The organism is Micromonospora citrea (assembly GCF_900090315.1).
Taxonomy (GTDB): Bacteria; Actinomycetota; Actinomycetes; order Mycobacteriales; family Micromonosporaceae; genus Micromonospora; species Micromonospora citrea.
The window spans coordinates 6148810-6172940 of the sequence record NZ_FMHZ01000002.1 but is presented as its reverse complement, the minus strand read 5'-3'; the positions used below and the strand labels follow the sequence as shown (position 1 = coordinate 6172940).

Sequence of the window (24131 nt, the reverse complement as noted above, 5' to 3'; positions counted from 1 at the left end):
CGTTCAGGCCGGCACGCCGACCGCGATGGACATCACCGACGTGGTGCCGACCACCCGCTCCAGGCGCAGCCCGGCCGCGGCGAACAGCGGCGCCAGCTCGGCGGCGGTGCGCTCCTGGCCGGTGCGCGCGGCGAGCATCATGAAGTCCATCTCCTTGCTCTGGTGGGCCTCGTTGCCCTCGGGGACGATCGCGTCGATGGCGAGCACCCGGCCGTGCGCGGGCATGGCCCGGCGGCAGTTGGTCAGGATCCGGACGCTGTCCTCGTCGTCCCAGTTGTGCAGGATGCGCTTGAGCACGTGCACGTCGGCGTGGGGCACCTCGCTGAGGAAGTCGCCCTCGACGACCTTCCAGCGCCCCGCCACGTCCGGGGCGTCCAGCCGGTGCCGGGCGACCACCTCCGCCCGGTCGAGCAGCACGCCCTGCAACCCGGGGTGCTCGCGCAGGATCGTGAGCAGGAAACCGCCCCGGCCGCCGCCGACGTCCGCCACGGTGCCGGTGGCGGGGAAGCCGCCGGCGCGGGCGAGGATGAGGTGCTCCGCCGCGCTGACCGTCTCCATGCCCTCGTAGTAGAGCGCCTCGACCTCGGCGTCGCCGTCGAAGTAGGCGTCCAGGGAACTGCCGAAGATGTCGGCGAAGGCGGGCCGCTCCGGCCCCAGCGCGCTCGCGACCCGGTGGCTCATCGTCCAGAACATGGTGTCGGTGAACATCAGGATGCCGGCGCGCGCCGGCACCGGCGAGTCCGACCGCAGCGCGGCGCCCTTGTCGGTCAGTGCGAACCGGCCGTCGGTCTCGCGGACCACGTCGCGGACCGCCAGCAGGCGCAGCACCCGGCGCAGCGCGTCCGGATCGGTGCCGGTCGCGGCGGCCAGCTCGGCGGGCGTACGGGGGCCGTCGACCAGATGGTCGGCGACGCCGACGGTGGCGGCGGCCCGCAGGGCCGCCGCGTAGGTGTAGCCCATCGCCTCCTCGTAGAGGGCCAGCGCCGACTGCAACCTGTCCATGTCCCCTCCGGCCCGTGATGGCGGACTGTGCCGACGAACTGCATAGAATGCTATACCTGAGTCAAGTGTCTGTCAGGTGCAACGGGGGTCAGGACCGCAACTTGCGCGATAGTCGCCGCCGAATCCACTTGAGAAAGTGGTGGCAGTTCCCGGCCCGGGATGCCGCCGCGCGCCGGGCCCGTCGGCTACGAAGGGATCACCGTGAGCCGTACCGTGGAATCCCCTGGCCCGGCCGCCACGTCGGCGTCGCCCGCGCGGAGCCCGCTGCGCACCGCCTCCTGGGACCAGATCCGCGAGTTGTTCGCCCTGGACCCGACCACCGTGCACCTGAACACCGGGACGGTCGGCGCGATGCCCTACGAGGTGCTGGACACAGTGGACCGGGTGACCAGGCAGTGGACCGGCGGCCTGCTCGACGTCTACCGCCCGGCGATGTTCACCGAGTACCGGGCCGCCATCGGCCGGACGTTCGGCGTGGACGAGGACGAGATGGTGATCTGCCACAACGCCACCGAGGGCGTCGCCCGGGTCATCCACGGCCTCGACCTGCGCGAGGGCGACGAGGTGGTCACGACCACCCACGAGTGCTACTCCGTGCTGTCCAACTTCAACCTGCTGCGCAACCGGTTCGGCGTGGTGCTCAGGACCGTCACCCCGCCCTCCGGGCACGACGTGCGCGCCGAGGAGATCGTCGAGCTGGTCGAGTCGGCGATCACGCCCCGGACCAAGGTGCTCTCGTTCGCCGCGATCACCCTCTTCACCGGGACGATGTTCCCGGTCCGGCAGCTGTGCGAGCTGGCGCACCGGCACGGCCTGACCACCGTCATCGACGGCGCGCTGATCCCCGGGATGCTCGACATCGACCTGCGCGCGACCGGGGCGGACTTCATCACCTGCTCCGGGTCGAAGTTCCAGTGCGGCCCGCTCGGCACCGGCCTGATCTACGTCCGCAACAAGGTCCACCCCGAGCACAACCCCCTCCCGCTGCCCACGTTCTGGCCGCTCATCTCGACCTGGTACCCGATGATGGGCAGCCCGCCGCCGCGCACCACCACCTCGGTGGAGAGCTGCAACATGGGCGACTACCTGCAGAGCGCCGGCAGCGCCAACCTCGCGCGCGGCGCCGCCCTGGCCCGGGCCTTCGAGCTGTGGGACGACATCGGCCGCGACCGCATCGAGGCGTACGTCATGGAGCTGGCCGAGTACGCCCGCGACCGGCTCGTCGACGCCTTCGGCACCGAGGCGATGTACTCCCCCGGCGCCGACCCCCGGCTGCGCTCGCCGCTGATCGCGTTCAACCCGTTCCGGCGGCCGGAGGACGCCTGGAACATCAAGAAGTTCATCGGCTTCGTCAGGCGCCTGGAGACCGAGCACCGGATCTGGACCCGCTGGACGGAGTTCGACGTGCCCGGCTCGCCGCACCAGCACTACGCGGCGCGCATCACCACCCACCTGTTCAACAACCGGGAAGAGATCGACCACGCCGTGCGGACGATGGTCCGCCTCGCCGAGGAGATGTCTTGACGCAGGCGCGCAGTGCAACGACGACGAACGACACCCGGCGGTGGGGCACCCTGCGGCTGCTCGGGCCGGCCGCCGTCCACCAGGCGGACCCGGCGGCCGCCTGGTCGCCGGCCGAGCGCCAGTTGCTGCGGCTGTGCACCCGGCAGCTGATCAGCTACCGGCCGGCGCCCGACCCGCACGACTGGCGGGCCCTCGCGCCGGTCGCCGACCTGGCCGCCGACGTCCCGTCGACCTACAACGCCGGCCTGGGCGCCAGCCACCGCAGCTACGTGGTGCACCTGCGCCCCGGGGTGCTCTGGGACACGCCGACCCCCCGGCCGGTGACCGCCCACGACGTCGTACGCGGCTTCAAGCGGCTGGCCAACCCGCTCACCCGGCACCCCGCGCTGGCGTACTTCCGGGGCACGCTGCGGGGCATGGGCCACTACTGCGACGAGTACGCCGCGGCGGTCGCCGGCCGCCCGGTCACCGCCGCGCTGCTCGCCGGTTTCCAGGACGCCCACGAGATCCCGGGGGTGTTCGCCGTCGACGACGAGACGGTGGTCTTCGAGCTGGACCGCCCGGCGCTGGACTTCGTCGACATGCTGGCGCTCAGCGGGGCCTCCCCGGCGCCGGCGGAGTACGACGCCCACCTGCCGGGCAGCGCCGACCTGCACGACCACCTGGTCGCCAACGGCCCGTACCGCGTCGTCTCGTGGCGGCCGGGGGGCACGATCCGGCTGGAGCCGAATCCGGCGTGGCGCGCGGAGACCGACCCGATCCGCCGGCAGCGGTTCGAGGCCGTCGAGTTCCGCGTCGCCACGGGCGGACCGCGCGAGCTGACCGACCGGCTCGCCGCCGACGACGCCGACCTGCCGTGGGGCGTGCCGTGCGGCCCGGTCCCCGGGCACCGGCTCGACCCCTGCCTGGTGTTCAACCTGCGGGATCCCGCCGACCCGGCCGTCGCCGACGTCGCCGTGCGGCGGGCCGTCGCCGCGGCGGTCGACCGGGCGGCGCTGGTGCGCGTCGCCCGGGCCGCCGACCCGTGGTCGGAGGTCCGCGTCGCGCACACCGTCGTGCCGCCCGGCAACGACGGGCACCGGGAACCCGACCCGCTCGCCGACCCGGCCCCCGACGCCGACCCGCGCGAGTTGCTCGTCGCCGCGGGGCACCCGGACAGGCTCACGCTGACCGCGGTGCATCCCGACACGGCCGAGGACCTGGCGCTGGCCCGCTCGTGGGCGGCCGACCTCGGCGCCGCCGGCATCGACGTACGCCTGGTGGCGCTCGACGACGCCGACCACCGGGCCCTGCTCGCCGGCACGGGCGACGCGCCCGCCCTGCGGTGGGACCTGGCGGTGGCCGCGTTCACCGCGCCCTGGGCCTACGGCAACGCCCGGGTGTTCCTGCAGCCGCTGGTCGGCGCGGGGCCCGGCAGTCCCGGCGGCTACCGCGACGCGCGGGTCGACGAGCTGGTCGAGCGCGCGCTGGACGCCGCCGACCCGCGCGAGGCGGTCGCCCGGTGGCAGGAGGTGGAGCGGCTGCTGCTCGCCGACGCCGCGGTCGTACCGCTGCTGTTCCGGCGGGCCACGGACGCCGCGCCGCGCGGGCCCCGGGTGCGGCGCGCGACGGCCCTGCCGGCGCTCGCCGGCCTGCCCGACCTCGCCGACGTGCGGCTCGGGGTGGACCGGTGACCGGTGCCGCCGACGCGGTGGTCGCCGACTACCTCGCGCTGGGGCTGCGGATGGGCCGGCTCGTCGAGGGCTACGTCGACTGCTGGTTCGGCGACCCGGCCCTCGCCGACCGGGTCGCCGCGGAGCCGGCACCGGACCCGGTCGCGCTGGCCGGGCAGGCCCGCGACCTGCTGCGCCGCCTGGGCGACGCGGACCTCGACGCGGAGCGGCGGCGGTTCCTCGCCGGGCAACTGACCGCCGTGGAGTGCGCGGCCAGGCGGGCGGCGGGCGAGCGGATCGGCTTCCTGGCCGAGGTGGAGACCTACTTCGACGTCGAGGTGGGGCTCGGCGACCCGGACCGGTACGCCGCCGCCCACGACGCCATCGACGCGTTGCTGCCGGGCGGCGGCCCGCTCATGGACCGGGTCGAGGCGTTCTACGCCCGCAACGTGGTGCCGCCCGAGCGGCTGGGCCACGCCGTGCGGGCCGTCGCCGACGCGCTGCGCGCCCGCGCCCGGCCGCTGCTCGGCCTGCCCGACGCCGAGCGGGTCGACGTCGAGGTGGTACGCGACCGGCCGTGGAACGCGTTCAACCGGTACCACGGCGGTTTCCGCTCCACGGTGACGCTGAACGAGACGGCGGGGCGGACCATCGGCGTGCTGCCGCTGATGGCCACCCACGAGGCGTACCCGGGCCACCACACCGAGCACTGCCTCAAGGAGGCCGGCCTGGTGCGCGCCCGGGGCTGGGACGAGCACCGGATCGCCCTGGTCAACACGCCGCAGTGCCTGGTGGCGGAGGGCACGGCCGAACACGCGGCGGCGGCGCTGCTCGGGCCCGGCTGGGGGCGGTGGACCACCGAGCTGCTGGCCGGCGAGGGGGTGCCCGTCGAGGGCGAACTCGTCGAGCGGATGGTGGGGCTGGTCAACGAGCTGATGCCGGCCCGGCAGGACGCGGCGGTCCTGCTGCACGACCGGGGGGCGTCGATCGACGACGCGGTGGAGCACCTGCACCGGTGGCTGCTGCTGCCGCGCGACCGCGCCGCGCAGATCGCCACCTTCCTGACCGATCCGCTGTGGCGGGCCTACTCGGTGACGTACGTCGAGGGGGCCCGGCTGGTCGGCGGGTGGCTCGCCGCGCGGCCGGCCGGCGAGCCGCTCGTGGCGCGGTACCGCACCCTGCTGGCCGAGCAGCTGCGTCCCGCGCAGCTCCGCGACGGCACCGTCCCCGCGGGCCCGCCTGCGGTGCCCGCCGCCGGCTGAGCGCACCGCGCCGACGACCGCCGCCCCGCCCACCGGGCCGCGCCGTGCGCGGCCGGTCGGCACGCGGCGCTTTCACCGGCGCGGCCGGCCGGGCGAAGGCGGGCGGCCGGGCGCGAAAGGTCGGGCGAAGGCAGGTTCACCGGGCGGCCGGTCGGGCGCGGCGCTTTCACCGGCGCGGCCGGTCGGGCGCGGCGCTTTCACCGGCGCGGCCGGTCGGGCGCGGGCGGGTTCACCGGGCGCGGGCCAGGTGCGCCTCCACCGCGTCGGCGGCGCGGGCCGCGCCGCCGGCCCGGCGGACGTGGCCCCGCATGGCCTCGACCCGGGCGATCAGCGCGGGGTCGGCCGCGACGGCCTCGACGGCGGCGAGCAGCGAGTCGCCGTCGGCCTTCTCGCCCGGCAGCACCGCGCCGAGTCCGAGCTGGTCGACGCGCCGGGCCATCGGCCGCACGTCGAAGGACTGCGGCACGACCACCAGCGGGCGCCCCCAGTACAGCGCCTCCATCAGGGTGCCCATCCCGCCGTGCGTCACGCAGACCGTCGCCTGTTCGAGCACCTTGACGTGCGGGACCCAACGGTGCGCCTCGACGTTGGCCGGCAGGTCGCCGAGGGCGGCCGGGTCGACCTGCCCGCCGAGCGTCATCACCACGTGCCAGGGCTGGCCGTCGAACGCCCGCGCGCAGTCGCGGAAGAACTCGGGCCGGTCGTTGAAGGTGGTGCCGAGCGAGACCAGCACCACCGGCAGGTCGCCCGCCGGGCGGGTCCACTCGCCGAGGAAGCGCCGGTCGTCGAAGCACGGCCCGACGAAGACGAACCGGTCGTCGAAGGTGTCGCCGGCGATCTGGAACGCCTTCGGGACGAAGACCAGGTTGAGTTCCTCGACGTGGTTCCAGCAGTCCACGACCGACCGCGACAGGCCGTGCTCGGCGAGCAGGTCGCGCAGGGTGTCGCGGAACACCGGCAGGTCCAGGGGGTCGATCGTGCCGGCGAGGGCGATCATGTCGCGGGAGAACGAGTAGTGCTCGTTGGACGCGAAGGCCGCGCTCAGCCGCACCGCCGGTCGCCGCCAACGGGCGGCCAGCAACTGCCCGGCGACGAACGGGAAGTCGTCGTAGAGGACCAGGTCCGGCACGTCGCCGTCGAGCGCGGCGGCGGTGGCCCGGAGCACGGACACGTTCTCGCGCAGGTACATCAGGTGGGGGCGCACGCCGAGGTCGTCCGAGCCGAACACCTCGGCGGCGTCCGCGTCGATGATCTCCGAGCGGTAGGGCACGACGGTCGCGCCGGCGGCGCGGACCGGCTCGGCGAACCCGCCGGCGGTCACGTAGCTGACCCGGTGCCCGCGCCGGACCAGCTCGGTGACCACGGTGAGGGTGGGCAGGATCAGGCCGTGGCTGGCGACGTTGACGATCAGGAGGTGGGCCATGGTCGGCTCCGTCCGTGGTCGGGGGCCCGGCGCGCCGGCACGGGTCAGGACATCCAGGCGTCCGGGGCGGGACCGCCCCGGCCGGGCGGCGGGAACAGCTCGTCGAGCCGGGCGAGCTCGGCGGCCGACAGCGGCCGGCGCAGGGCCCGCAGGGCGCCGTCGAGGTGTTCGGGGGTACGCGGACCGACGACCGCGGCCGTCACCGCCGGCCGGTGCAGCACCCAGGACATGCCGACCTCCGCCGGGTCCCGACCGATCTCGGCGCAGAACCGCTCGTACGCCGTCAGGGTGGCGCGGTGCCGCTCGACCGCCTCGGCGGCCCGGCCCTGCGCGGACTTGACGGCGGTACCGTCGGCCAGCTTGCGCAGCACGCCGCCGAGCAGCCCGCCGTGCAGCGGCGACCAGACGAGCACGCCGATGCCCTCGGCGGCGGCTGCCGGCAGCACCTCCAGCTCGACGTACCGGCTGACCAGGTTGTAGACGCACTGCTCGCTGGCCAGCCCGAGCAGGCGGCGCCGCCGCGCGGCCTCCTGGGCGGCGACCAGGTCCCAGCCGGCGAAGTTGGAGGAGCCGACGTAGCGGACCTTGCCCTGCCGGACGAGCTGTTCCATGGCCTGCCAGACCTCGTCCCAGCCGACCTCCCGGTCGACGTGGTGCATCTGGTAGAGGTCGATGGTGTCGGTCTGGAGCCGGCGCAGCGACGCCTCGCACGCGGCGACGACGTGCCGGGCGGAGAGCCCTCTGGCGTTGGGCCCGTCGCCCATCGGGTTGCCGACCTTGGTGGCGAGGACCACCTCGTCCCGGCGGGCCGGGTCCTTCGCCAGCCAGCGCCCGATCATCTCCTCGGTCCAGCCCCGGTGCACCCGCCAGCCGTAGATGTCGGCGGTGTCGACCAGGTTGACGCCCTGCGCGACGGCGTGGTCGAGCAGCCGGTGGGCGTCGGCCTCGTCGACCCGGCCGCCGAAGTTGACGGTCCCGATCGCGACCCGGCTCACCCGCAGGCCGGTCCGCCCCAGCCGGACATGCAGCGACGACACCCGGACCTCCCACGCACCCGGTGCCGGACCCACGTCCGGCGACCCGTTGAAGATATACATTTCTCAACTTCACCAGCGAGCCGGTCGCGAGTTCCGCAAGCGGGAAGAACACCAGGCGGGCGATATCGATGGGGCTCCCTTGACGGCCCCTTCCGAGCGCTTGAGAATCATGTTGCAACTAGCGAGAGGGGCGTCATGATCCCGCTGTCCAAGGTCGCCATGTCTCCGGACGTCGGCGCGCGCGTCTCCGCCGTCCTGAGCAGCGGCCGGCTGGAACACGGGCCGACCGTCGCCGAGTACGAGGCGGCCGTGGGCAGCCGCATCGGCAACCCCCGGGTGGTCTCGGTCAACTGCGGCACCGCCGGACTGCACCTCGCGCTGAGCCTCGCCGCGCGGCCGGGTGCGGACGAGGCGGAGCACGACGGCCCGGGCGAGGTGCTCAGCACGCCGCTGACCTTCGAGGGCACGAACTGGCCCATCCTCGCCAACGGGCTGCGCATCCGGTGGGTGGACGTCGACCCGGCCACCCTCAACATGGACCTCGACGACCTGGCCGCGAAGATCACGCCCGCCACCCGGGCCATCGTGGTGGTGCACTGGCTCGGCTACCCGGTGGACCTCATCCGGCTGCGCGCCGTCGTGGACCGGGCCACCGCGGGGTACGCCCGCCGCCCGCTGGTCGTCGAGGACTGCGCGCAGGCGTGGGGCGCGACGTACCGGGGCGCGCCGCTGGGCACGCACGGCAACGTCTGCGTGTACAGCACCGGCGCGATCAAGATCCTGACGACCGGCAGCGGCGGCTTCGTCGTGCTGCCCGACGACGACCTGTACGACCGGCTGCGGCTGCGCCGCTGGCTCGGCATCGAGCGGGCCTCGGACCGGATCACCGGCGACTACGACGTCGCCGAGTGGGGCTACCGGTTCATCCTCAACGAGATCGGCGGGGCGATCGGGCTGTCCAACCTGGAGCGGGTCGACGAACTGCTGCGCCGGCACCGGGAGAACGCCGCGTACTACGACAAGGAACTGGCGGGCATCGACGGCGTCGAGCACACCGAACGCGCCGACGACCGGGAGCCCGCCTTCTGGATGTACCCGTTGAAGGTGCGCGACCGCCCCGCCTTCATGCGCCGCCTGCGCGACGCCGGCATCGCCACCAGCGTGGTGTCGCGCCGCAACGACGCGCACAGCTGCGTCGCGTCGGCCCGTACCACCCTGCCCGGCCTGGACCGGGTGGCGGACCGGGTGGTCCACATCCCGGTGGGCTGGTGGCTCACCGAGGACGACCGCTCCCACGTCGTCGAAACGATCAAGTCCGGCTGGTGACCCCCGCCGGATCCCGAACAGAAGGGCTCCGACATGCGCGTGCTGTTCGTCTCCTCCCCCGGCATCGGCCACCTCTTCCCGCTGATCCAGCTCGCCTGGGGCTTCCGCACCGCCGGGCACGACGTGCTGGTCGCCGTCGCCGAGCACGCCGACCGGGCCGCCGCCGCCGGCCTGGAGGTAGTCGACGTGGCGCCGGACTACAGCGCGGTCAAGGTCTTCGAGCAGGTGGCCAAGGACAACCCGCGCTTCGCCGAGACCGTCGCCACCCGTCCCGCCATCGACCTCGAGGAGTGGGGCGTGCAGATCGCGGCGGTCAACCGCCCGCTGGTCGACGGGACCATGGCGCTGGTCGACGACTACCGCCCCGACCTGGTGGTCTACGAGCAGGGCGCCACCGTGGGCCTGCTGGCCGCCGACCGGGCCGGGGTGCCGGCCGTGCAGCGCAACCAGAGCGCCTGGCGGACCCGGGGCATGCACCGCTCCATCGCCTCGTTCCTCACCGACCTGATGGCGAAGCACCAGGTCGAGCTGCCCGAGCCGGTGGCCACCATCGAGTCGTTCCCGCCGAGCCTGCTGCTGGAGGCGGAGCCCGAGGGCTGGTTCATGCGCTGGGTGCCGTACGGCGGCGGGGCCGTCCTCGGCGACCGGCTGCCGCCCGTGCCCGCCCGGCCCGAGGTGGCGATCACCATGGGCACCATCGAGCTCCAGGCCTTCGGCATCGGCGCCGTGGAGCCCATCGTCGCCGCCGCCGGCGAGGTGGACGCCGACTTCGTGCTCGCCCTCGGCGACCTCGACATCAGCCCGCTCGGCACGCTGCCGCGCAACGTCCGGGCCGTCGGCTGGACACCGCTGCACACCCTGCTGCGCACCTGCACCGCGGTGGTGCACCACGGCGGAGGCGGCACGGTGATGACCGCGATCGACGCGGGCATCCCGCAGCTGCTCGCCCCGGACCCGCGCGACCAGTTCCAGCACACCGCCCGGGAGGCGGTCAGCCGCCGCGGCATCGGCCTGGTCAGCACCTCCGACAAGGTCGACGCGGACCTGCTGCGCCGGCTGATCGGGGACGAGTCGCTGCGCGCCGCCGCCCGGGAGGTGCGCGAGGAAATGGTCGCGCTGCCCACGCCCGCCGAGACGGTGCGCCGCATCGTCGAGCGCGTCTCGGCCTGATCCGGGTCGTGCCGCCCGCCGCCGGAGGCCACGTCGCCGGCGGCCGGCGGCACGACGAACCGCTGGAAGGGGCACCCGTGCTGGTCGATGCCGTGACCGCGTTCGATCCCACCGACGCCGACGTCCGGCGTGACCCGTACCCGTCCTACCACTGGCTGCTGCGGCACGACCCCGTGCACCGGGGCGCCCACGGCGTCTGGTACGTCTCCCGCTTCGCCGACGTGCGCGCCGTGCTCGGCGACGAGCGCTTCGCCCGTACCGGCATCCGGCGGTTCTGGACCGACCTCGTCGGGCCCGGGCCGCTCGCCGAGATCGTCGGCGACATCATCCTGTTCCAGGACGAGCCCGACCACGGCCGGCTGCGCGGCGTCGTCGGCCCGGCCTTCTCCCCCTCCGCGCTGCGCCGGCTGGAGCCGGTGATCGCCGGCACCGTCGAGGACCTGCTGCGCCCCGCCCTGGCACGGGGCGCGGCGGACGTGGTCGACGAGCTGGCGTACCCGCTGGCGCTGCGTGCGGTGCTCGAACTGCTCGGCCTGCCCGCCGCCGACTGGCGGCCGGTGGGGCGCTGGTCGCGCGACGTGGGGCGGACCCTGGACCGGGGCGCCAGCGCCGAGGACATGCACCGCGGCCACGCCGCGATCGCCGAGTTCGCCGAGTACGTGGAGCGGGCCCTGGCGAGGCGGCGGCGCGAGGGCGGCGCGGACCTGCTGGCGCTGATGCTCACCGCCCACGACCGCGGCCTGATGAGCCGCAACGAGATCGTCAGCACGGTGGTCACGTTCATCTTCACCGGCCACGAGACGGTGGCCAGCCAGGTGGGCAACGCCCTGCTGAGCCTGCTGGACCACCCCGACCAGCTCGACCTGCTCCGGGGCCGGCCGGACCTGCTGGCCGGGGCCGTCGAGGAGTGCCTGCGCTACGACCCGTCGGTGCAGTCGAACACCCGGCAGCTCGACCGCGACGTGGAGCTGCACGGCCGGCGGCTGCGCCGCGACGACGTCGTGGTCGTCCTGGCCGGCGCGGCGAACCGCGACCCCGGGCGGTACGACCGGCCCGACGAGTTCGACGTCCGGCGGGACCCGATCCCCTCGATGTCCTTCGGCGCGGGGATGCGCTACTGCCTCGGTTCCTACCTGGCCCGCGCGCAGCTGCGCGCCGCGTTGGGCGCCCTGCTCCGGCTGCCGGGCCTGCGGCTGGCGTGCGCCCGGGACGGGCTGACCTACCAGCCGCGCACCATGTTCCGGGGCCTGGCCAGCCTGCCGATCGCGTTCACCCCGACCGCGTTCGCCCCGGACGCCTGAGCGGCCCGCCGAACCCCGCCCGAGCAGGAGGAAGTGTCGACCATGAGCCATCCCGAACCCGAGTACGACGTGATCGTCGTCGGCGGCGGCCCGGCCGGATCGAGCACGGCGGGCCTGCTCGCCCAGGAGGGCCACCGGGTCCTGCTGCTGGAGCGCGAGAAGTTCCCCCGCTACCACATCGGCGAGTCCCTGATCAGCGGCGTCACGCTCACCCTGGACGCGCTCGGCGTGCGGGAGCGGATGGCGGAGCTGCGCTTCCAGGTCAAGCACGGCGGCAGCCTGCTGTGGGGGGCCGACCAGACCGCCCCGTGGTCGTTCCGGTTCCGGGAGATCCGCGACGCCCGGTTCGACTACTCGTGGCAGGTTCGGCGCGCCGAGTTCGACGCGATGCTGCTGGACCGGGCGCGGGAACTGGGCGTGCTGGTGGTCGAGGGAGCCACCGTCCGGGGGCCGCTGACCGACGGCGACCGGATCGTGGGCGTCAGCTACCAGTTCCGCGGCGAGGCCGACCCGGTCGACGCCCGCGCCGCGATCGTGGTCGACGCGTCGGGACAGCAGCGCTGGCTCGGCCGGCACTTCGGGCTGGTCTCCTGGCACGACGACCTGCGCAACATGGCGACGTGGAGCTACTACGCCGGGGCACTGCGCTACCCCGGTGACCACGAGGGCGACCTGCTCGTCGAGAGCCGCTCCCACGGCTGGCTCTGGTACGCGCCGCTGAGCCCCACCCTGACCGGGATCGGGTACGTCACCCCGTCGGACCGGTTCGCCGAGTCCGGCCTACCCCCGGAGCAGTTGCTGGAGAAACAGATCGCGGAGTCGAACGAGGTCTCCTGGCTCACCGCCGGCGCGCGGCGGGTCGACGTCTACCGCACCGCGCGGGACTGGTCGTACGCGTGCAGCCAGTTCTCCGGGCCGGGCTGGGTGCTGGTCGGCGACGCCGCCGCCTTCATCGACCCCCTGCTCTCCTCCGGCGTGTCGCTGGCGATGCGCGGCGCGCTCAGCCTGTCCCGGGCGGTGCACGAGGCGCTGGCCGCGCCGGAGAAGGAGCGCCACCTCATGCAGGTGTACGAGGACCGCTACCGGGACTTCCTCGCCGCCCTGCTGGATCTGATCCGGTTCTTCTACGACGGCGCGCACGGCCGCGACGAGCTGCACCTGCGCGCCCAGGCCATCGTGGACCCGGACCGGCTGATGCCTCCGAAGATCTCGTTCGTCTCCCTGCTGTCGGGGCTGGCGAGGGGCGACGAGACGCTCGACACCGCCCCTCGGGCGGCCATTGACCGGCCGCCAGGCGCTATATAATCTTAAAGCGAAATGCCTCGATCAATTCCAACGCCGAGGAGAGAAGCCGATGCGCACCGCCGGAACGTACATCCGTGGGATCGGGGCCTACCTTCCTGAGACCGTCACCGTCGAGGAGGCCGTCGCCCGGGGCCTGTACCCGCAGGAGGACATCGAGACGCACGGGCTGGGCGGCGCGGCCATCGCCGGCGAGATGCCCGCCCCGGACATGGCGCTGCGCGCGGCCCAGGACGCCCTCAAGGAGAGCGAGCTGGGCCGCGGCGACATCGACCTGCTGCTCTACGCGGCCGCCTGGCACCAGGGCCCCGAGGGCTGGCTGGCGCACTCCTACATCCAGCACTACCTCCTCGGCGGGGTGCCCCGGGCCACCGAGATCCGGCAGGGCTGCAACGGCATGTTCACCATGCTCGAACTCGCGGCCAGCTACCTGAGGGCCGCGCCGGAGCGCAAGGCCGCGATGCTCGTCGCCGCCGACAACTACGGCACCCCGCTGCTGGACCGCTGGCGCACCAACCTCGGCTTCATCCTCGGCGACGCCGCCTCGGCGGTGGTGCTGAGCACCGAGAGCGGCTTCGTCGAGCTGCTGTCGGTCTGCTCCATCACCGTGCCGGAGGCCGAGGAGGTGCACCGCGGCGGCGAGCCGATGTTCCCGCCCGGCGCGACGCTCGCCAAGGAACTCGACTTCGGCGCCCGGCTCTTCTACCACATCACCGAGCAGACGCCCGTGCTCGCCGTGCTCGGCGAGGCGCAGGAGACCATGACCACCGTCGCCGAGCAGGCGCTCGCCGAGGCCGGCATCGGCACGGCCGACCTGGCCAAGGTCTCCTTCATGAACTACTCCCGCGAGGTCGTCGAGCAGCGCTGCATGGCGCCCCTGGGGCTGGGGATGGAGAAGTCCACCTGGGACTTCGGGCGCATGATCGGCCACTGCGGGGCCAGCGACCACCTGCTCGCCCTGCACCACTCGCTGCGCGCCGGCGAGGTCGCCGCCGGCGACCACGTGCTCTGGCTCGCGATGGGCCCCGGCGTGGAGTTCACCGCCGCCGTCCTGCGCGTCCTCGACAACCCCTACGTCGACCGCTGACCGACCCGCCCGCGCCGCGACCCGACCAACGGAGGTACGACGATGACCCGGGACGATCCCGCCGACCGCCCGTACCAGGTGGCCGTCATCGGCATCGGCTGCCGGCTGCCCGGCGACGTCGACACCCCGGACGCCCTCTGGGAGCTGCTGCTCAAGGGCGGCCAGACCGCCGGGGAGATTCCCGCGCGGCGCTGGCGCGCCTACCGCGAACGCGGTCCCGAGTACGAGGCGGTGCTGCGGGACACCGTCACCGCCGGCAGCTACCTGCGCGACGTGGCGGGCTTCGACGCCGAGTTCTTCGGCCTCTCGCCCCGCGAGGCCGCCGAGATGGACCCGCAGCAGCGGATCCTGCTGGAGGTCGGCTGGGAGGCCCTGGAGCACGCCGGCGTACCGCCGACCGGGCTGGCCGGCACCGACACCGGGGTCTTCGTCGGGGTCAGCACCACCGACTACGGCGACCGGCTGATGGAGGACCTGCCGACCGTCGAGGCGTACACCGGCATCGGGGCGGCCACCTGCGCCCTGGCCAACCGCGTCTCCTACGCGCTGGACCTGCGCGGGCCGAGCGTCGCCGTCGACACCGCCTGCTCGGCGTCCCTGGTCGCGGTGCACCTGGCCTGCCAGAGCCTGCTGCTGCGGGAGAGCACGGTAGCCCTGGCCGGTGGCGTGAACCTCGTGCTCAGCCCGGGCCAGAACGCCTCCCTCCAGGCCGCCGGCACCCTCGCGCCCGACGGCGTCAGCAAGTCCTTCGACCGCGACGCCGACGGGTACGGCCGCGGCGAGGGGTGCGGCGTGCTGGTGCTCAAGCGGCTCGACGACGCCGAACGCGACGGCGACCGGATCCTCGCGGTGATCCGCGGCAGCGCGGTCAACCAGGACGGGCACACCGACGGCATCATGGCCCCGTCCGGCCCCGCCCAGCAGCACGTCGTCCGGCGGGCCTGCGAGCGGGCCGGCGTCGCCCCGACCAGCGTCGACTACGTGGAGGCGCACGGCACCGGCACCCAGCTCGGCGACCCCGTCGAGGCGACCGCGCTCGCCGCCGTCTACGGCCCCGGCCGCCCCGACGACCGGCCCTGCCTCATCGGCTCGATCAAGTCCAACGTCGGACACCTGGAGGGCGCCGCCGGGGTCGCCGGGCTGATGAAGGCGATCCTCGCGCTGCACCGGGGTCAGATCCCGGGCACGCCGCTGCGGGGCCGGGCGATCGACGCCGTCGCCGACGGCACCGGGCTGCGCCTGGTGACCGGCACACTTTCCTGGCCCCGGCGCGACGGGCCACGCCGGGCCGCCGTCTCCGGGTTCGGCTACGGCGGCACGATCGCCCACGTGGTGCTGGAGGAGGCGCCGGCACCCACCGGCGCCGGGGCGCCCGCCACCGACGACGACGCCCGGCCGCTGTTCCCGCTCTCGGCCCGCTCGGACGCCGCCCTGCGTCAGCAGGCCGCCCGGCTCGCCGACCGGCTCGCCGGCGACGACCCGCCGGAGCTGGCCGACGTCGGCCACACCCTCGCGCACCGCCGGGCCCACCTGACCCACCGGGCGGTGGTCACCGGCCAGGACCACGACGAGGTCGTCGCCGCCCTGCGGCGGCTCGCCACCGGCCAGCCGGACCCCGCGACGGTCTCCGGGGTCGCGCCGGCCGGCCGGCCCGCCCACCCCGTCTGGGTCTTCTCCGGGCACGGCTCGCACTGGGCCGGCATGGGCCGCGACCTGCTCGCCCACGAACCCGCCTTCGCCGCCGCGATCGACGAGATCGAACCGGTCGTCGCCGAGGAGGCCGGCTTCTCGCTGCGGCAGGCACTCGCCGACGCCGAACTGGCCGGGGTGGACCGGATCCAGACGCTGACCTTCGCCATGCACGTCGGCCTCGCCGCCCTCTGGCGGTCGTACGGGGTCCGCCCGGCGGCCGTCATCGGCCACTCGGTCGGCGAGGTGGCCGCCGCCGTGACCGCGGGCGTGCTGACCCCGGCCGACGGCGCCCGGCTGATCTGCCGCCGGTCGGCCCTGCTGCGGCGGGCCGCCGGCCGGGGCGCGATGGCCATGGTCACCCTGCCGTTCGCCGAGGTCGCCGAGCGGCTCGCCGGCCGCACCGACCTGGTCGCGGCGATCGCCTCCGCCCCCGCCTCCACCGTGGTCTCCGGCGACATCGCCGCCGTGGACGCGGTCATCGAGCAGTGGCCGGCGGACCGGATCGCGGTGCGCCGGGTGCAGTCCGACGTGGCCTTCCACAGCCCGCACATGGACGCCCTCACCGACGAGCTGCGGGCCGCGGCGGCCGACCTGCGCGTCGCGGCGCCGACCGTGCCGATGTACTCGACGGTGCTCGACGACCCGCGCGCCGCCGCCGGCTGCGACGGGGAGTACTGGGCGGCGAACCTGCGCCGGCCGGTCCGCCTGGTCGACGCCGTCGGCGCGGCCCTGGCCGACGGGCACCGCGCCTTCGTCGAGATCTCCGCCCACCCGGTGGTCGCCCACTCGCTGCGGGAGACCCTCGACCACGCCGGCATCGAGGACGGGCACGTCGGCACCACGCTGCGCCGGCACGCACCCGGGCACCGGGCGGCCCTCGCCGCCGTCGCGGAGGCGCACTGCCACGGCGTCGGGGTGGACTGGGCCCGGCTGCGGCCCGCCGGCGGGCTGACCGACCTGCCCCGGTACGCCTGGCGGCACCAGGAACTGTGGCGCGAGCCCACCGCACCGGTGGCCGCCGGCGGGCACGACATCGGCTCGCACACCCTGCTCGGTGCGGCGACCACCGTCGCCGGCAGCGAGCTGCGGCTGTGGCACACGGTGCTCAGCGACGCCAGCCGCCCGTACCCGGGCAGCCACACCGTCCAGGGCGCGGAGCTCGTGCCGGCGGCGGTGCTCGCCGCCACCTTCCTGGCCGCCGGCGCCCGCGACGGCGCGCAGGTGGCGCTGCACGACCTGTCGATGCGGGTGCCGCTGGCCACGGCCGGGCGCCAGGAGATCCAGGTGGTGGACGACGGCGGGCGGCTGCTGCTCGCCTCCCGGCCGGCCGGCACGGCGGACGCGCCCTGGCTGACCCACGCCACCGCCCGCGTCGCGCCCGACGGGCCCGACGCGCCGCCGGCCCGGACCCCCAGCGCCCGAGGGCCGGGCGGAGTGGTCGCCGACCCCGGGCTCGTCCGGGACCGGCTCGCCCGCGTCGGCGTCCCCGACACGGGCTTCCCGTGGACGGTCGACCGCCTCACCACCGGCAACGGCGGGCTGCGGGCCCGGGTCCGCTTCCCGGAGCCGGCCGGGGACTGGGCGGCCGTCATCGACGCCGCGGTGTCGATCGCGCCGGCCGCCTTCCCCGGCGAGCCCCGGCTGCGCCTGGTCGACGGGATCGAGCGGATCCGGACGACCGGCGCCGCGCCGACCGTCGCCCTCGTCGACGTCGTGCGGGACGACGCGCGCGAGGACACCGTCGACGTGACCGTCTCCGCGCCGGACGGCACGGTGGCCGCCCGGCTCACCGGCCTGCGCTACCCGGTGGTGCCCGACGCCCCCGCCGCCGACACCGACGGGGCGGGCCCGGCCCGGCAGTCCCTGGCCGACCTCGACCCGGAGGAGCTGCGCGCCCGCCTGGTCGAGGAGGTGCGGGCGGTCGTCGCCGCCGAGATGAAGCTGGCCGTCGAGTCGCTCGACCCGCGCCTGCCGCTGGTGCAGCAGGGCATGGACTCGGTGATGACGGTCATCGTGCGCCGGCGGCTGGAGAAGACCTACCGGCAGGTGCTGCCCGCCTCGCTGTTCTGGCAGCAGCCCACCGTCACGGCGATCGCGGTGCACCTCGCCGAGCTGATCGCCGCCCCGTCGACCGACGAGGCCGTCGCCGACGCCGTGGCCCGCTGACCCACCGGACGCGTCGACCCGGAGGAGCGCATGGAACTCACCCCGACCGCCGCCCGGCCCGGACTGCGGCACCGGATGCAACAGCTGATCTACGGGTTCTTCACGGCGCAGACGCTGCACGTGGCGGTCCGGCTGCGGATACCGGACCTGCTCGCCGACGGCCCGCGCGACGCCGCCGACCTCGCGGCGGCGACCGGGGCGGACGCCCCGTCGCTGCGCCGGCTGCTGCGGGCGCTGGTCCACCTGGAGGTGCTCGACGAGCCCTCGCCGGGCACCTTCGCCCTCACCGAACAGGGCGAGGTGCTGCGGGCGGACGTGACCGGGTCGATGCGGGAACTGGTGCTGCTGCTCTCCGGCCCCGAGAGCTGGGCGGCGTGGGGGCGGCTCGAGCACAGCGTACGCACCGGCGAGGTCGCCTGGGACCACGTGCACGGGCGGAGCTGCTTCGACCACCTGATGGCGGACCCGGGCCGGCAGGCGGCGTTCAACGCGGCCATGGCCGAGGGCTCGCGGGCGTTCGTGCCCACGCTGCTGTCGGCGTACGACTTCGGCGACCTGGACACGGTGGTGGACGTGGGCGGCGGCAGCGGGGCCCTGCTCGCCGGGGTGCTCGCGGCGCACCCGCACCTGCGCGGCACCGTCCTGGACACCCCCGACGGCGTGGCCGACGCCGCGCGCACCGTCGCCGAGCAGGGCGTGGCCGACCGGTGCCGGGTCGAGGCCGGTGACTTCTTCGTGTCGGTGCCACCGGGCGCGGACGCCTACGTGCTCAAGAGCGTGCTGCACGACTGGGACGACGAGCAGTGCCTGCGGATCCTGCGGACCGTCCGCCGGGCGGCCCGACCCGACAGCCGGCTGCTGCTGATCGAGTCGCTGATGCCCGCGACCGTCACGACGGCGCCGAGCGTCGCCCAGGTGGTGATGAACGACCTGAACATGATGGTCTGCCACGGCGGCCGGGAGCGCACCGTCGCCGAGTTCCGCGAGCTGCTGCGGGCGGCGGGTTTCCGGCTGGAGTCCGTCACGCCCTGCCCGGCGCCGAGCGTGGTCGGCGTCGTGGAGGCGGTGCCGTCGCCGGCCGCCCCGGCGGACGGGGGCTGAGGCGATGGCGCGCACCGGCGACCTCGACGCCGCCCGGCCCGCGCCGGAGGCGGTGCCGCGCAACATGGTCCGCATCCCGGGCGGGACGTTCTGGCAGGGCTCGCCCGAGCGGACGCTGGACTGGCTGGAGAGCGAGGGGCAGGCGTTCCCCCGGGACTGGTTCACCGACGAGACGCCGCAGGTGCCGGTCACGCTGCCCGACTACCTCATCGACCGGTACCCGGTGACCGTCGCCAGGTTCGCCGACTTCGTCTCCCGCACCGGCTACGTGACGTCGGCCGAGCGGGCCGGCGGCAGCATGGTCTACGGGGATCGGTACTGGGAGGTCCGCGAGGGCGCCTGCTGGCACCGTCCGGCCGGGTACGGCAGCGGCATCCGCAACCGCGACGACCACCCCGTGGTGCACATCTCCCACCCGGACGCCGAGGCGTACGCGAGCTGGGCGGGCCTGCGGCTGCCCACCGAGTCGGAGTGGGAGCGGGCCGCCACCGGCCCGTCGTACCGGCTCTGGCCATGGGGCGACACCTGGGACAGCGGCAACGCCAACACCGCCGAGCACACCGCCGGGGCGCTCGGCGACCTCGACGCCTGGCGGACGTGGTGGGGGGCGATCCACGCCGCGCAGGGGCCGGTGCCGCAGACCACCCCGGTCGGCGCGTTCTCCCCCCGGGGCGACAGCGTCGACGGGTGCGCCGACATGACCGGCAACGTGTACGAGTGGACGTCCACCCTGGCGCACCTGTACGCGCCGACCACCCGGTGCGACCCGACGATCCACCTGGTGATGGGGCGGTTCCGGGTGATCCGGGGCGGGTCCTGGATGAACTTCCGCTACCAGGTGCGGTGCGCGGAACGGCTGTACGGGGACCCGACCGGCTGGTCCAACTTCGCCCTCGGCTTCCGCTGCGCGCGCGACGCCACGACGGAACCCGACACGGATGACAACGGGAGGTAGCGATGGTCACTGTGCTCCTGTCGGCCGGCTGGGCCCACCGGGGACAGAAGAGCTTCGAGTGCCACGAGGGCACCGTGCGGGACGTGATCAAGGAGTTCGTCGAGACGTACCCCGCCTACCGCCGCCGGCTGCTCGACGACACGGGTGAGCCCCTGACCTACTACAACGTCTACCTCGACGGGGACCTCGTCGAGAAGGCGGACCGGTCCCGGGTGACCGCCGGATCCGACAGCACGGTCGCCATCGTCCCGCCGCTGGCCGGGGGCTGACCCACCGGCCGGACGCCCGGGCCCGCGATCCGGGGCGGCGCGTCCGGCCACCGGCGTCCCGTCGAGCGCGTCCCGTCTCCGGAGGAACCATGCTCCTACCGCACACCGACGCCCGACCCGGTCCCGGGCGGTCCGCCCGCGCCCCCCTCGCGCTCCGGCTGGCCCGGTCGGCCGCCCACCGCCCCCGCCCGGCCGCCGAGCTGGCGGCCTGGCTCGCGCAGCGACAGCGGGCGAACCCGTTCGAGGTCGCCGAGGTGCCCTTCGCCGAGCTGACCGGGTGGCGCTTCGCGCCGGACTCCGGCGACCTCGTGCACGAGACCGGGCGGTTCTTCAGCGTGGAGGGTCTGCACGTCCGGACCGACCGGGGGCCGGTCGCCGAGTGGTGGCAGCCGATCATCCACCAGCCCGACCGGGCGATCCTCGGCATCCTGGCCCGGGAGATCGACGGGGTCCTGCACTTCCTCATGCAGGCCAAGATGGAGCCGGGAAACGTCAACGGCGTCCAGTTCTCCCCCACCGTGCAGTCCACCCCGAGCAACTACCAGCGGACGCACCGCGGCGCGCGGTCGCGCTACGTGGAGTACTTCCTGGAGCCGGGGCGCGGCCGGGTGCTGGTGGACGTGCTCCAGTCGGAGCAGGGCTCCTGGTTCCGGGGCAAGCGCAACCGGAACATCGTCGTCGAGGTCGCCGACGAGGTGGAGCCGCACGAGGACTTCGTGTGGCTGACCCTCGGCCAGATCCACGACCTGCTGCACCGCCCGAACCTGGTCAACATGGACGCCCGTACGGTGCTGTCCTGCCTGCCCGGCCACGCGCTGGCCCCCGACCCCGGCGCCGGGACGATCGGCGCGGCGGTGGCGCGGTCCTCGCTGACCGAGGACGGGGCGTGGCAACCGCTGCTCGGGGTCCGCAACTGGCTGACCGCCAACAAGGCCGGGCCCACGCTGGCGACCCGGCGGGTGCCGATGCGCGAGGTGCGGGACTGGCAGCGGACCGACGACGAGATCCGGCACCGCTCGGGCCGGTTCTTCCGCATCGTCGGCCGACGGGTGCGGGCCAGCAACCGCGAGGTGGCCCAGTGGTGCCAGCCGCTGCTGGCGCCGTGCGGGACCGGCCTGGTGGCGTTCGTCGTGCGGCGCATCGACGGCGTGCTGCACGTGCTGGCCCACGCCGACCTGCGGCCGGGCTACCGGGACACCGTCGAGCTCGGACCGACCGTGCAGTGCACCCCGGACAACTTCGCCGGACCGGCCCGGTCCGGCCGCCCCGAGTACCTCGACCTGGTGCTCTCCGACGAGGTGCGCGCGCACTACGACGTGCTCCAGTCCGAGGAGGGCGGGCGGTTCCACCACGCGGTGACCCGGCACCTGGTGGTGGAGGTCGGCCCGGACTTCCCCACCGCGACGCCGCCGGACTACACCTGGCTGACGCTGCGTCAACTGACCGCCATGGCGGCCTTCAGCTACCAGGTCAACATCGAGGCCCGCAGCCTCCTGCTCTGCCTGCGAGCCCTGCGATGACCGGGGACGCGGCCGGCATCGAGATCGACGCCTTTCCGCTGCCGCGGCGGTGCCCGTTCAGCCCACCGGCGGAGTACGCCCGGCTGCGGGCCGAGCAGCCGGTCGCCCGGCTGCCCATGCTCGGCGGCAACACGGCGTGGGTGGTGACCCGGCACGCCGACGTGCGGCGGGTGCTGAGCGACCCGCGGATGAGCGCGGACCGGCGCCGCGTCGGCTTCCCGCGGTTCGCGCCGACCACCGAGGGGCAGCGGCAGGCGTCGTTCGACAACTTCCGTCCGCCGCTGAACTGGATGGACCCGCCGGAGCACACCGCCGCCCGCCGCCAGATCGTCGACGAGTTCGGCGCCGGGCGGGTGCGGCAGCTGCGGCCGATGGTCGAACGCTTGGTCGACGCGCATCTCGACGTCATGACGGCCGGGCGGTCGAACGCCGACCTGGTGCCGTCGTTCAGTTATCCCGTGCCGTCCCAGGTGATCTGCGAGCTGCTCGGCGTGCCGTACGCCGAGCACGAATTCTTCGAACGCCGTTCCACACGCATGTTCAGCCGGGGCACGCCGGCCGAGGAGCGCGCCCGGTGCGCCCGGGAGATCCGCGACTTCCTCGACGGTGTGGTCACCGACAAGGAGCGCCGCCCCGGCGACGACGTGCTCAGCCGGCTGCTCGCCCGGCAGCGCGCCGCCGGCGGGCCCGACCACGAGGCCGTGGTGAGCATGGCCTTCGTGCTGCTGGTCGCCGGGCACGTCACGACGTCGAACATGATCTCGCTGAGCGTCCTGGCGCTGCTGACCCACCCGGAACGGCTCGCCCGCCTGCGCGCGGAGCCGGCGCGGTTCCCGGCCGCCGTGGACGAGCTGCTGCGGTACTTCACCGTGGTCGAGGCGGCGACCGCGCGTACCGCCACCGCCGACGTCGAGATCGGCGGCGTCACCATCCGGGCCGGCGAGGGGGTGGTGGCGCTGGGTCAGGCCGCCAACCGGGACCCGGCCGCGTTCGACCGGCCGGACGAGTTCGACCCCGACCGCGACGCCCGGCACCACCTGGCCTTCGGCTACGGGCGCCACATCTGCCCCGGCCAGCACCTGGCCCGGCTGGAGTTGGAGGTCGCGTTGAGCCGGCTGGTCGCGCGGCTGCCCGGGCTGCGTCTCGCGGCCGAGGTCGGCGACCTGCCGCTGAAGGAGGACGGCAACATCTTCGGCCTGTACGCGCTGCCGGTGGCCTGGTGAGCCGAGGCGACCGCCGGCCCCGGCCGGACCGCGGGGGCGGGTTGCGGCGCCCCGGGCCGCGCCGGCCGGGGTGTCACCGACGCTGGGAGATCATCTTCGTCCACGCCTCGCTGATCCGCTCGGCCGACTCGGCGGCGGCGGCCATCTGCTCGGGGCCCGCCGTGGCGATCCAGTCGACCGCCCGCCCCTGCGGCAGGTCGCCGGCGAGGTAGTCGCCGAGCGCGACCAGGCCCATCTCCCAGCCGGCGCCGATGCCCCACGCCGTCGGGGCCGCGTTGGGGATGATCTCCGCCGGCACCGGTGCGTGCTCCAGCTCCAGGACGGTGGCCTCCCCCGCCGGGGTGAGGCGCAGCTCGACCTCGCTGCTGCCGCCGCCCGACTCCCAGGTCAGGCCGATGCTGCTCGGGCGCTCGCACCGCAGGATCTCGCCGCTGGCGTTGCCCTCCAGCTGGAAGCGCCCGCCGACCCGCAGGTCACCGGAGATCGGCAGGAACCACCGCACCAGGCGCTCGGGATCGGTGATGGCGTCCCACAGCTCCTCCGGTGAGGCGTCGTAGCTGCGGCGGACCACCAGGGCGTTCATGCCGCTGGGGTGGTCGCGCAGCTCGCGCTCGGTGTCCCTGACGACGTCGGACGTCTTGTTCATGCCACTTGACCTTCCTACAGGTGCGTGGTGCCACCGGAGCCGGCCCGGTCCGCACGCCGAGGACTTTAGCAGCCATGACTTACATAACGTCCGATTTGTGCTTGCCGCGGGGGCGCGTTGCCAGGGACTTGCCACGATCGGGTGAGCGTGCCGGCGACCGACACGCCGCGACCGCCCGGCGGCGCGCCTCGCCGGGCGGACCAGTCGGGCGGCGCGGTCGAACGGGCCCAGCGGGCGGCGCGGGCGGCGCGGGCGGCGCGGGCGAGCGGGCGGCGCGGGCGGCGCGGGCGAGCGGGCGGCGCGGGCGAGCGGGCGGCGCGGGCGGCGCGTCTGGTCGGGCGGGCGGCGCGGTCGAGCGGGGCCGCGGTGAGGCGGACCGAGCGGGCCGCGCGGTCAGGCGGACCGAGCGGGCCGGTCGGGCGGCGCGCCTCGTCGGGCGGGCCGGTCGGGCGGGAGCGGTGACGCGGGCGCGG

18 protein-coding genes are annotated in these 24131 nt (G+C 74.9%); 14 read left to right on the top strand and 4 right to left on the bottom strand.

The genetic code is table 11. The features are described 5' to 3' along the window. Positions 1-3 precede the first annotated feature (3 nt). A complete protein-coding gene (locus GA0070606_RS28155; protein ID WP_091106253.1) occupies positions 4-1002 on the bottom strand; it encodes a methyltransferase in 999 nt (332 codons plus the stop codon). A 159-nt stretch (positions 1003-1161) separates the two neighbouring features. Here GA0070606_RS28155 and GA0070606_RS28150 point away from each other — a divergent pair, with 159 nt between their 5' ends. Genes GA0070606_RS28150 through GA0070606_RS28140 form a run of 3 tightly spaced genes read left to right on the top strand, consistent with a single transcriptional unit; the run spans position 1162 to position 5440 of the window. Beyond that, positions 1162-2526 (top strand): aminotransferase class V-fold PLP-dependent enzyme, encoded by a 1365-nt coding sequence (locus GA0070606_RS28150; protein WP_091106252.1) that lies wholly within the window; start codon positions 1162-1164, stop codon positions 2524-2526. Further along, positions 2523-4199, top strand: a complete 1677-nt coding sequence (locus GA0070606_RS28145) for an ABC transporter substrate-binding protein (protein ID WP_091106251.1) — start codon at positions 2523-2525, stop codon at positions 4197-4199. The genes GA0070606_RS28150 and GA0070606_RS28145 overlap by 4 nt, the downstream gene beginning before the upstream one ends. A gap of 50 nt (positions 4200-4249) precedes the next feature. Then, the gene (locus tag GA0070606_RS28140) at positions 4250-5440 is read left to right on the top strand and encodes a DUF2268 domain-containing putative Zn-dependent protease (protein WP_091108292.1); all 1191 of its coding nucleotides are present in this window, start codon (positions 4250-4252) and stop codon (positions 5438-5440) included. Positions 5441-5669: 229 nt separating this feature from the next. Here GA0070606_RS28140 and GA0070606_RS28135 read toward each other — a convergent pair whose 3' ends face one another. After that, positions 5670-6863 (bottom strand): macrolide family glycosyltransferase, encoded by a 1194-nt coding sequence (locus tag GA0070606_RS28135; RefSeq protein ID WP_091106250.1) that lies wholly within the window; start codon positions 6861-6863, stop codon positions 5670-5672. 44 nt (positions 6864-6907) lie between these two features. Beyond that, positions 6908-7960 (bottom strand): aldo/keto reductase, encoded by a 1053-nt coding sequence (locus tag GA0070606_RS28130; RefSeq protein ID WP_091106249.1) that lies wholly within the window; start codon positions 7958-7960, stop codon positions 6908-6910. Between the two features lie 135 nt (positions 7961-8095). Here GA0070606_RS28130 and GA0070606_RS28125 point away from each other — a divergent pair, with 135 nt between their 5' ends. The 11 genes from GA0070606_RS28125 to GA0070606_RS28075 all read left to right on the top strand — a co-directional run bounded on the left by GA0070606_RS28125 (position 8096) and on the right by GA0070606_RS28075 (position 23012). Then, positions 8096-9226 (top strand): DegT/DnrJ/EryC1/StrS family aminotransferase, encoded by a 1131-nt coding sequence (locus tag GA0070606_RS28125; protein ID WP_091106248.1) that lies wholly within the window; start codon positions 8096-8098, stop codon positions 9224-9226. 33 nt (positions 9227-9259) lie between these two features. Next, a complete protein-coding gene (locus GA0070606_RS28120) occupies positions 9260-10396 on the top strand; it encodes a nucleotide disphospho-sugar-binding domain-containing protein (protein ID WP_091106247.1) in 1137 nt (378 codons plus the stop codon). Positions 10397-10473: 77 nt separating this feature from the next. Continuing rightward, on the top strand, positions 10474-11697 hold the full coding sequence (locus tag GA0070606_RS28115; RefSeq protein WP_091108289.1) for a cytochrome P450: 1224 nt from the start codon (positions 10474-10476) through the stop codon (positions 11695-11697). A gap of 42 nt (positions 11698-11739) precedes the next feature. Next, positions 11740-13002 carry an NAD(P)/FAD-dependent oxidoreductase gene (locus GA0070606_RS28110; RefSeq protein ID WP_091106246.1) on the top strand — a complete coding sequence of 421 codons (1263 nt, stop codon included), beginning with the start codon at positions 11740-11742 and terminating at the stop codon, positions 13000-13002. Between the two features lie 49 nt (positions 13003-13051). Then, positions 13052-14086, top strand: a complete 1035-nt coding sequence (locus GA0070606_RS28105; protein ID WP_091106245.1) for a ketoacyl-ACP synthase III family protein — start codon at positions 13052-13054, stop codon at positions 14084-14086. Positions 14087-14128: 42 nt separating this feature from the next. Then, positions 14129-17944 carry a type I polyketide synthase gene (locus GA0070606_RS28100; RefSeq protein ID WP_091106244.1) on the top strand — a complete coding sequence of 1272 codons (3816 nt, stop codon included), beginning with the start codon at positions 14129-14131 and terminating at the stop codon, positions 17942-17944. Between the two features lie 30 nt (positions 17945-17974). Then, positions 17975-19045, top strand: a complete 1071-nt coding sequence (locus GA0070606_RS28095; RefSeq protein WP_091106243.1) for a methyltransferase — start codon at positions 17975-17977, stop codon at positions 19043-19045. Between the two features lie 4 nt (positions 19046-19049). Next, positions 19050-20000 carry a formylglycine-generating enzyme family protein gene (locus GA0070606_RS28090; protein WP_091106242.1) on the top strand — a complete coding sequence of 317 codons (951 nt, stop codon included), beginning with the start codon at positions 19050-19052 and terminating at the stop codon, positions 19998-20000. 2 nt (positions 20001-20002) lie between these two features. Beyond that, a complete protein-coding gene (locus tag GA0070606_RS28085) occupies positions 20003-20269 on the top strand; it encodes a MoaD/ThiS family protein (protein WP_091106241.1) in 267 nt (88 codons plus the stop codon). A gap of 89 nt (positions 20270-20358) precedes the next feature. Next, entirely contained in the window at positions 20359-21789 is a 1431-nt protein-coding gene (locus GA0070606_RS28080; protein ID WP_091106240.1) for an NDP-hexose 2,3-dehydratase family protein, read from the top strand. Next, entirely contained in the window at positions 21786-23012 is a 1227-nt protein-coding gene (locus tag GA0070606_RS28075) for a cytochrome P450 (RefSeq protein WP_091106239.1), read from the top strand. Before GA0070606_RS28080 ends, GA0070606_RS28075 begins: the two co-directional genes overlap by 4 nt. A 73-nt stretch (positions 23013-23085) precedes the next feature. Here the strand turns inward: GA0070606_RS28075 and GA0070606_RS28070 are convergent, their stop codons facing one another. Next, positions 23086-23658, bottom strand: a complete 573-nt coding sequence (locus GA0070606_RS28070) for an SRPBCC family protein (RefSeq protein ID WP_091106238.1) — start codon at positions 23656-23658, stop codon at positions 23086-23088. Positions 23659-24131 lie beyond the last annotated feature (473 nt).

Excerpts from the sequence above, each read along its gene's own strand:
- GA0070606_RS28130 (WP_091106249.1), bottom strand. The coding sequence starts at position 7,960 with ATGTATATCTTCAACGGGTCGCCGGACGTGGGTCCGGCACCGGGTGCG.
- GA0070606_RS28105 (WP_091106245.1), top strand. The coding sequence starts at position 13,052 with ATGCGCACCGCCGGAACGTACATCCGTGGGATCGGGGCCTACCTTCCT.
- GA0070606_RS28100 (WP_091106244.1), top strand. The coding sequence starts at position 14,129 with ATGACCCGGGACGATCCCGCCGACCGCCCGTACCAGGTGGCCGTCATC.
- GA0070606_RS28140 (WP_091108292.1), top strand. The coding sequence starts at position 4,250 with ATGGGCCGGCTCGTCGAGGGCTACGTCGACTGCTGGTTCGGCGACCCG.
- GA0070606_RS28110 (WP_091106246.1), top strand. The coding sequence starts at position 11,740 with ATGAGCCATCCCGAACCCGAGTACGACGTGATCGTCGTCGGCGGCGGC.
- GA0070606_RS28120 (WP_091106247.1), top strand. The coding sequence starts at position 9,260 with ATGCGCGTGCTGTTCGTCTCCTCCCCCGGCATCGGCCACCTCTTCCCG.
- GA0070606_RS28070 (WP_091106238.1), bottom strand. The coding sequence starts at position 23,658 with ATGAACAAGACGTCCGACGTCGTCAGGGACACCGAGCGCGAGCTGCGC.
- GA0070606_RS28135 (WP_091106250.1), bottom strand. The coding sequence starts at position 6,863 with ATGGCCCACCTCCTGATCGTCAACGTCGCCAGCCACGGCCTGATCCTG.
- GA0070606_RS28095 (WP_091106243.1), top strand. The coding sequence starts at position 17,975 with ATGGAACTCACCCCGACCGCCGCCCGGCCCGGACTGCGGCACCGGATG.
- GA0070606_RS28075 (WP_091106239.1), top strand. The coding sequence starts at position 21,786 with ATGACCGGGGACGCGGCCGGCATCGAGATCGACGCCTTTCCGCTGCCG.
- GA0070606_RS28090 (WP_091106242.1), top strand. The coding sequence starts at position 19,050 with ATGGCGCGCACCGGCGACCTCGACGCCGCCCGGCCCGCGCCGGAGGCG.
- GA0070606_RS28155 (WP_091106253.1), bottom strand. The coding sequence starts at position 1,002 with ATGGACAGGTTGCAGTCGGCGCTGGCCCTCTACGAGGAGGCGATGGGC.
- GA0070606_RS28125 (WP_091106248.1), top strand. The coding sequence starts at position 8,096 with ATGATCCCGCTGTCCAAGGTCGCCATGTCTCCGGACGTCGGCGCGCGC.
- GA0070606_RS28085 (WP_091106241.1), top strand. The coding sequence starts at position 20,003 with ATGGTCACTGTGCTCCTGTCGGCCGGCTGGGCCCACCGGGGACAGAAG.
- GA0070606_RS28150 (WP_091106252.1), top strand. The coding sequence starts at position 1,162 with ATGCCGCCGCGCGCCGGGCCCGTCGGCTACGAAGGGATCACCGTGAGC.
- GA0070606_RS28080 (WP_091106240.1), top strand. The coding sequence starts at position 20,359 with ATGCTCCTACCGCACACCGACGCCCGACCCGGTCCCGGGCGGTCCGCC.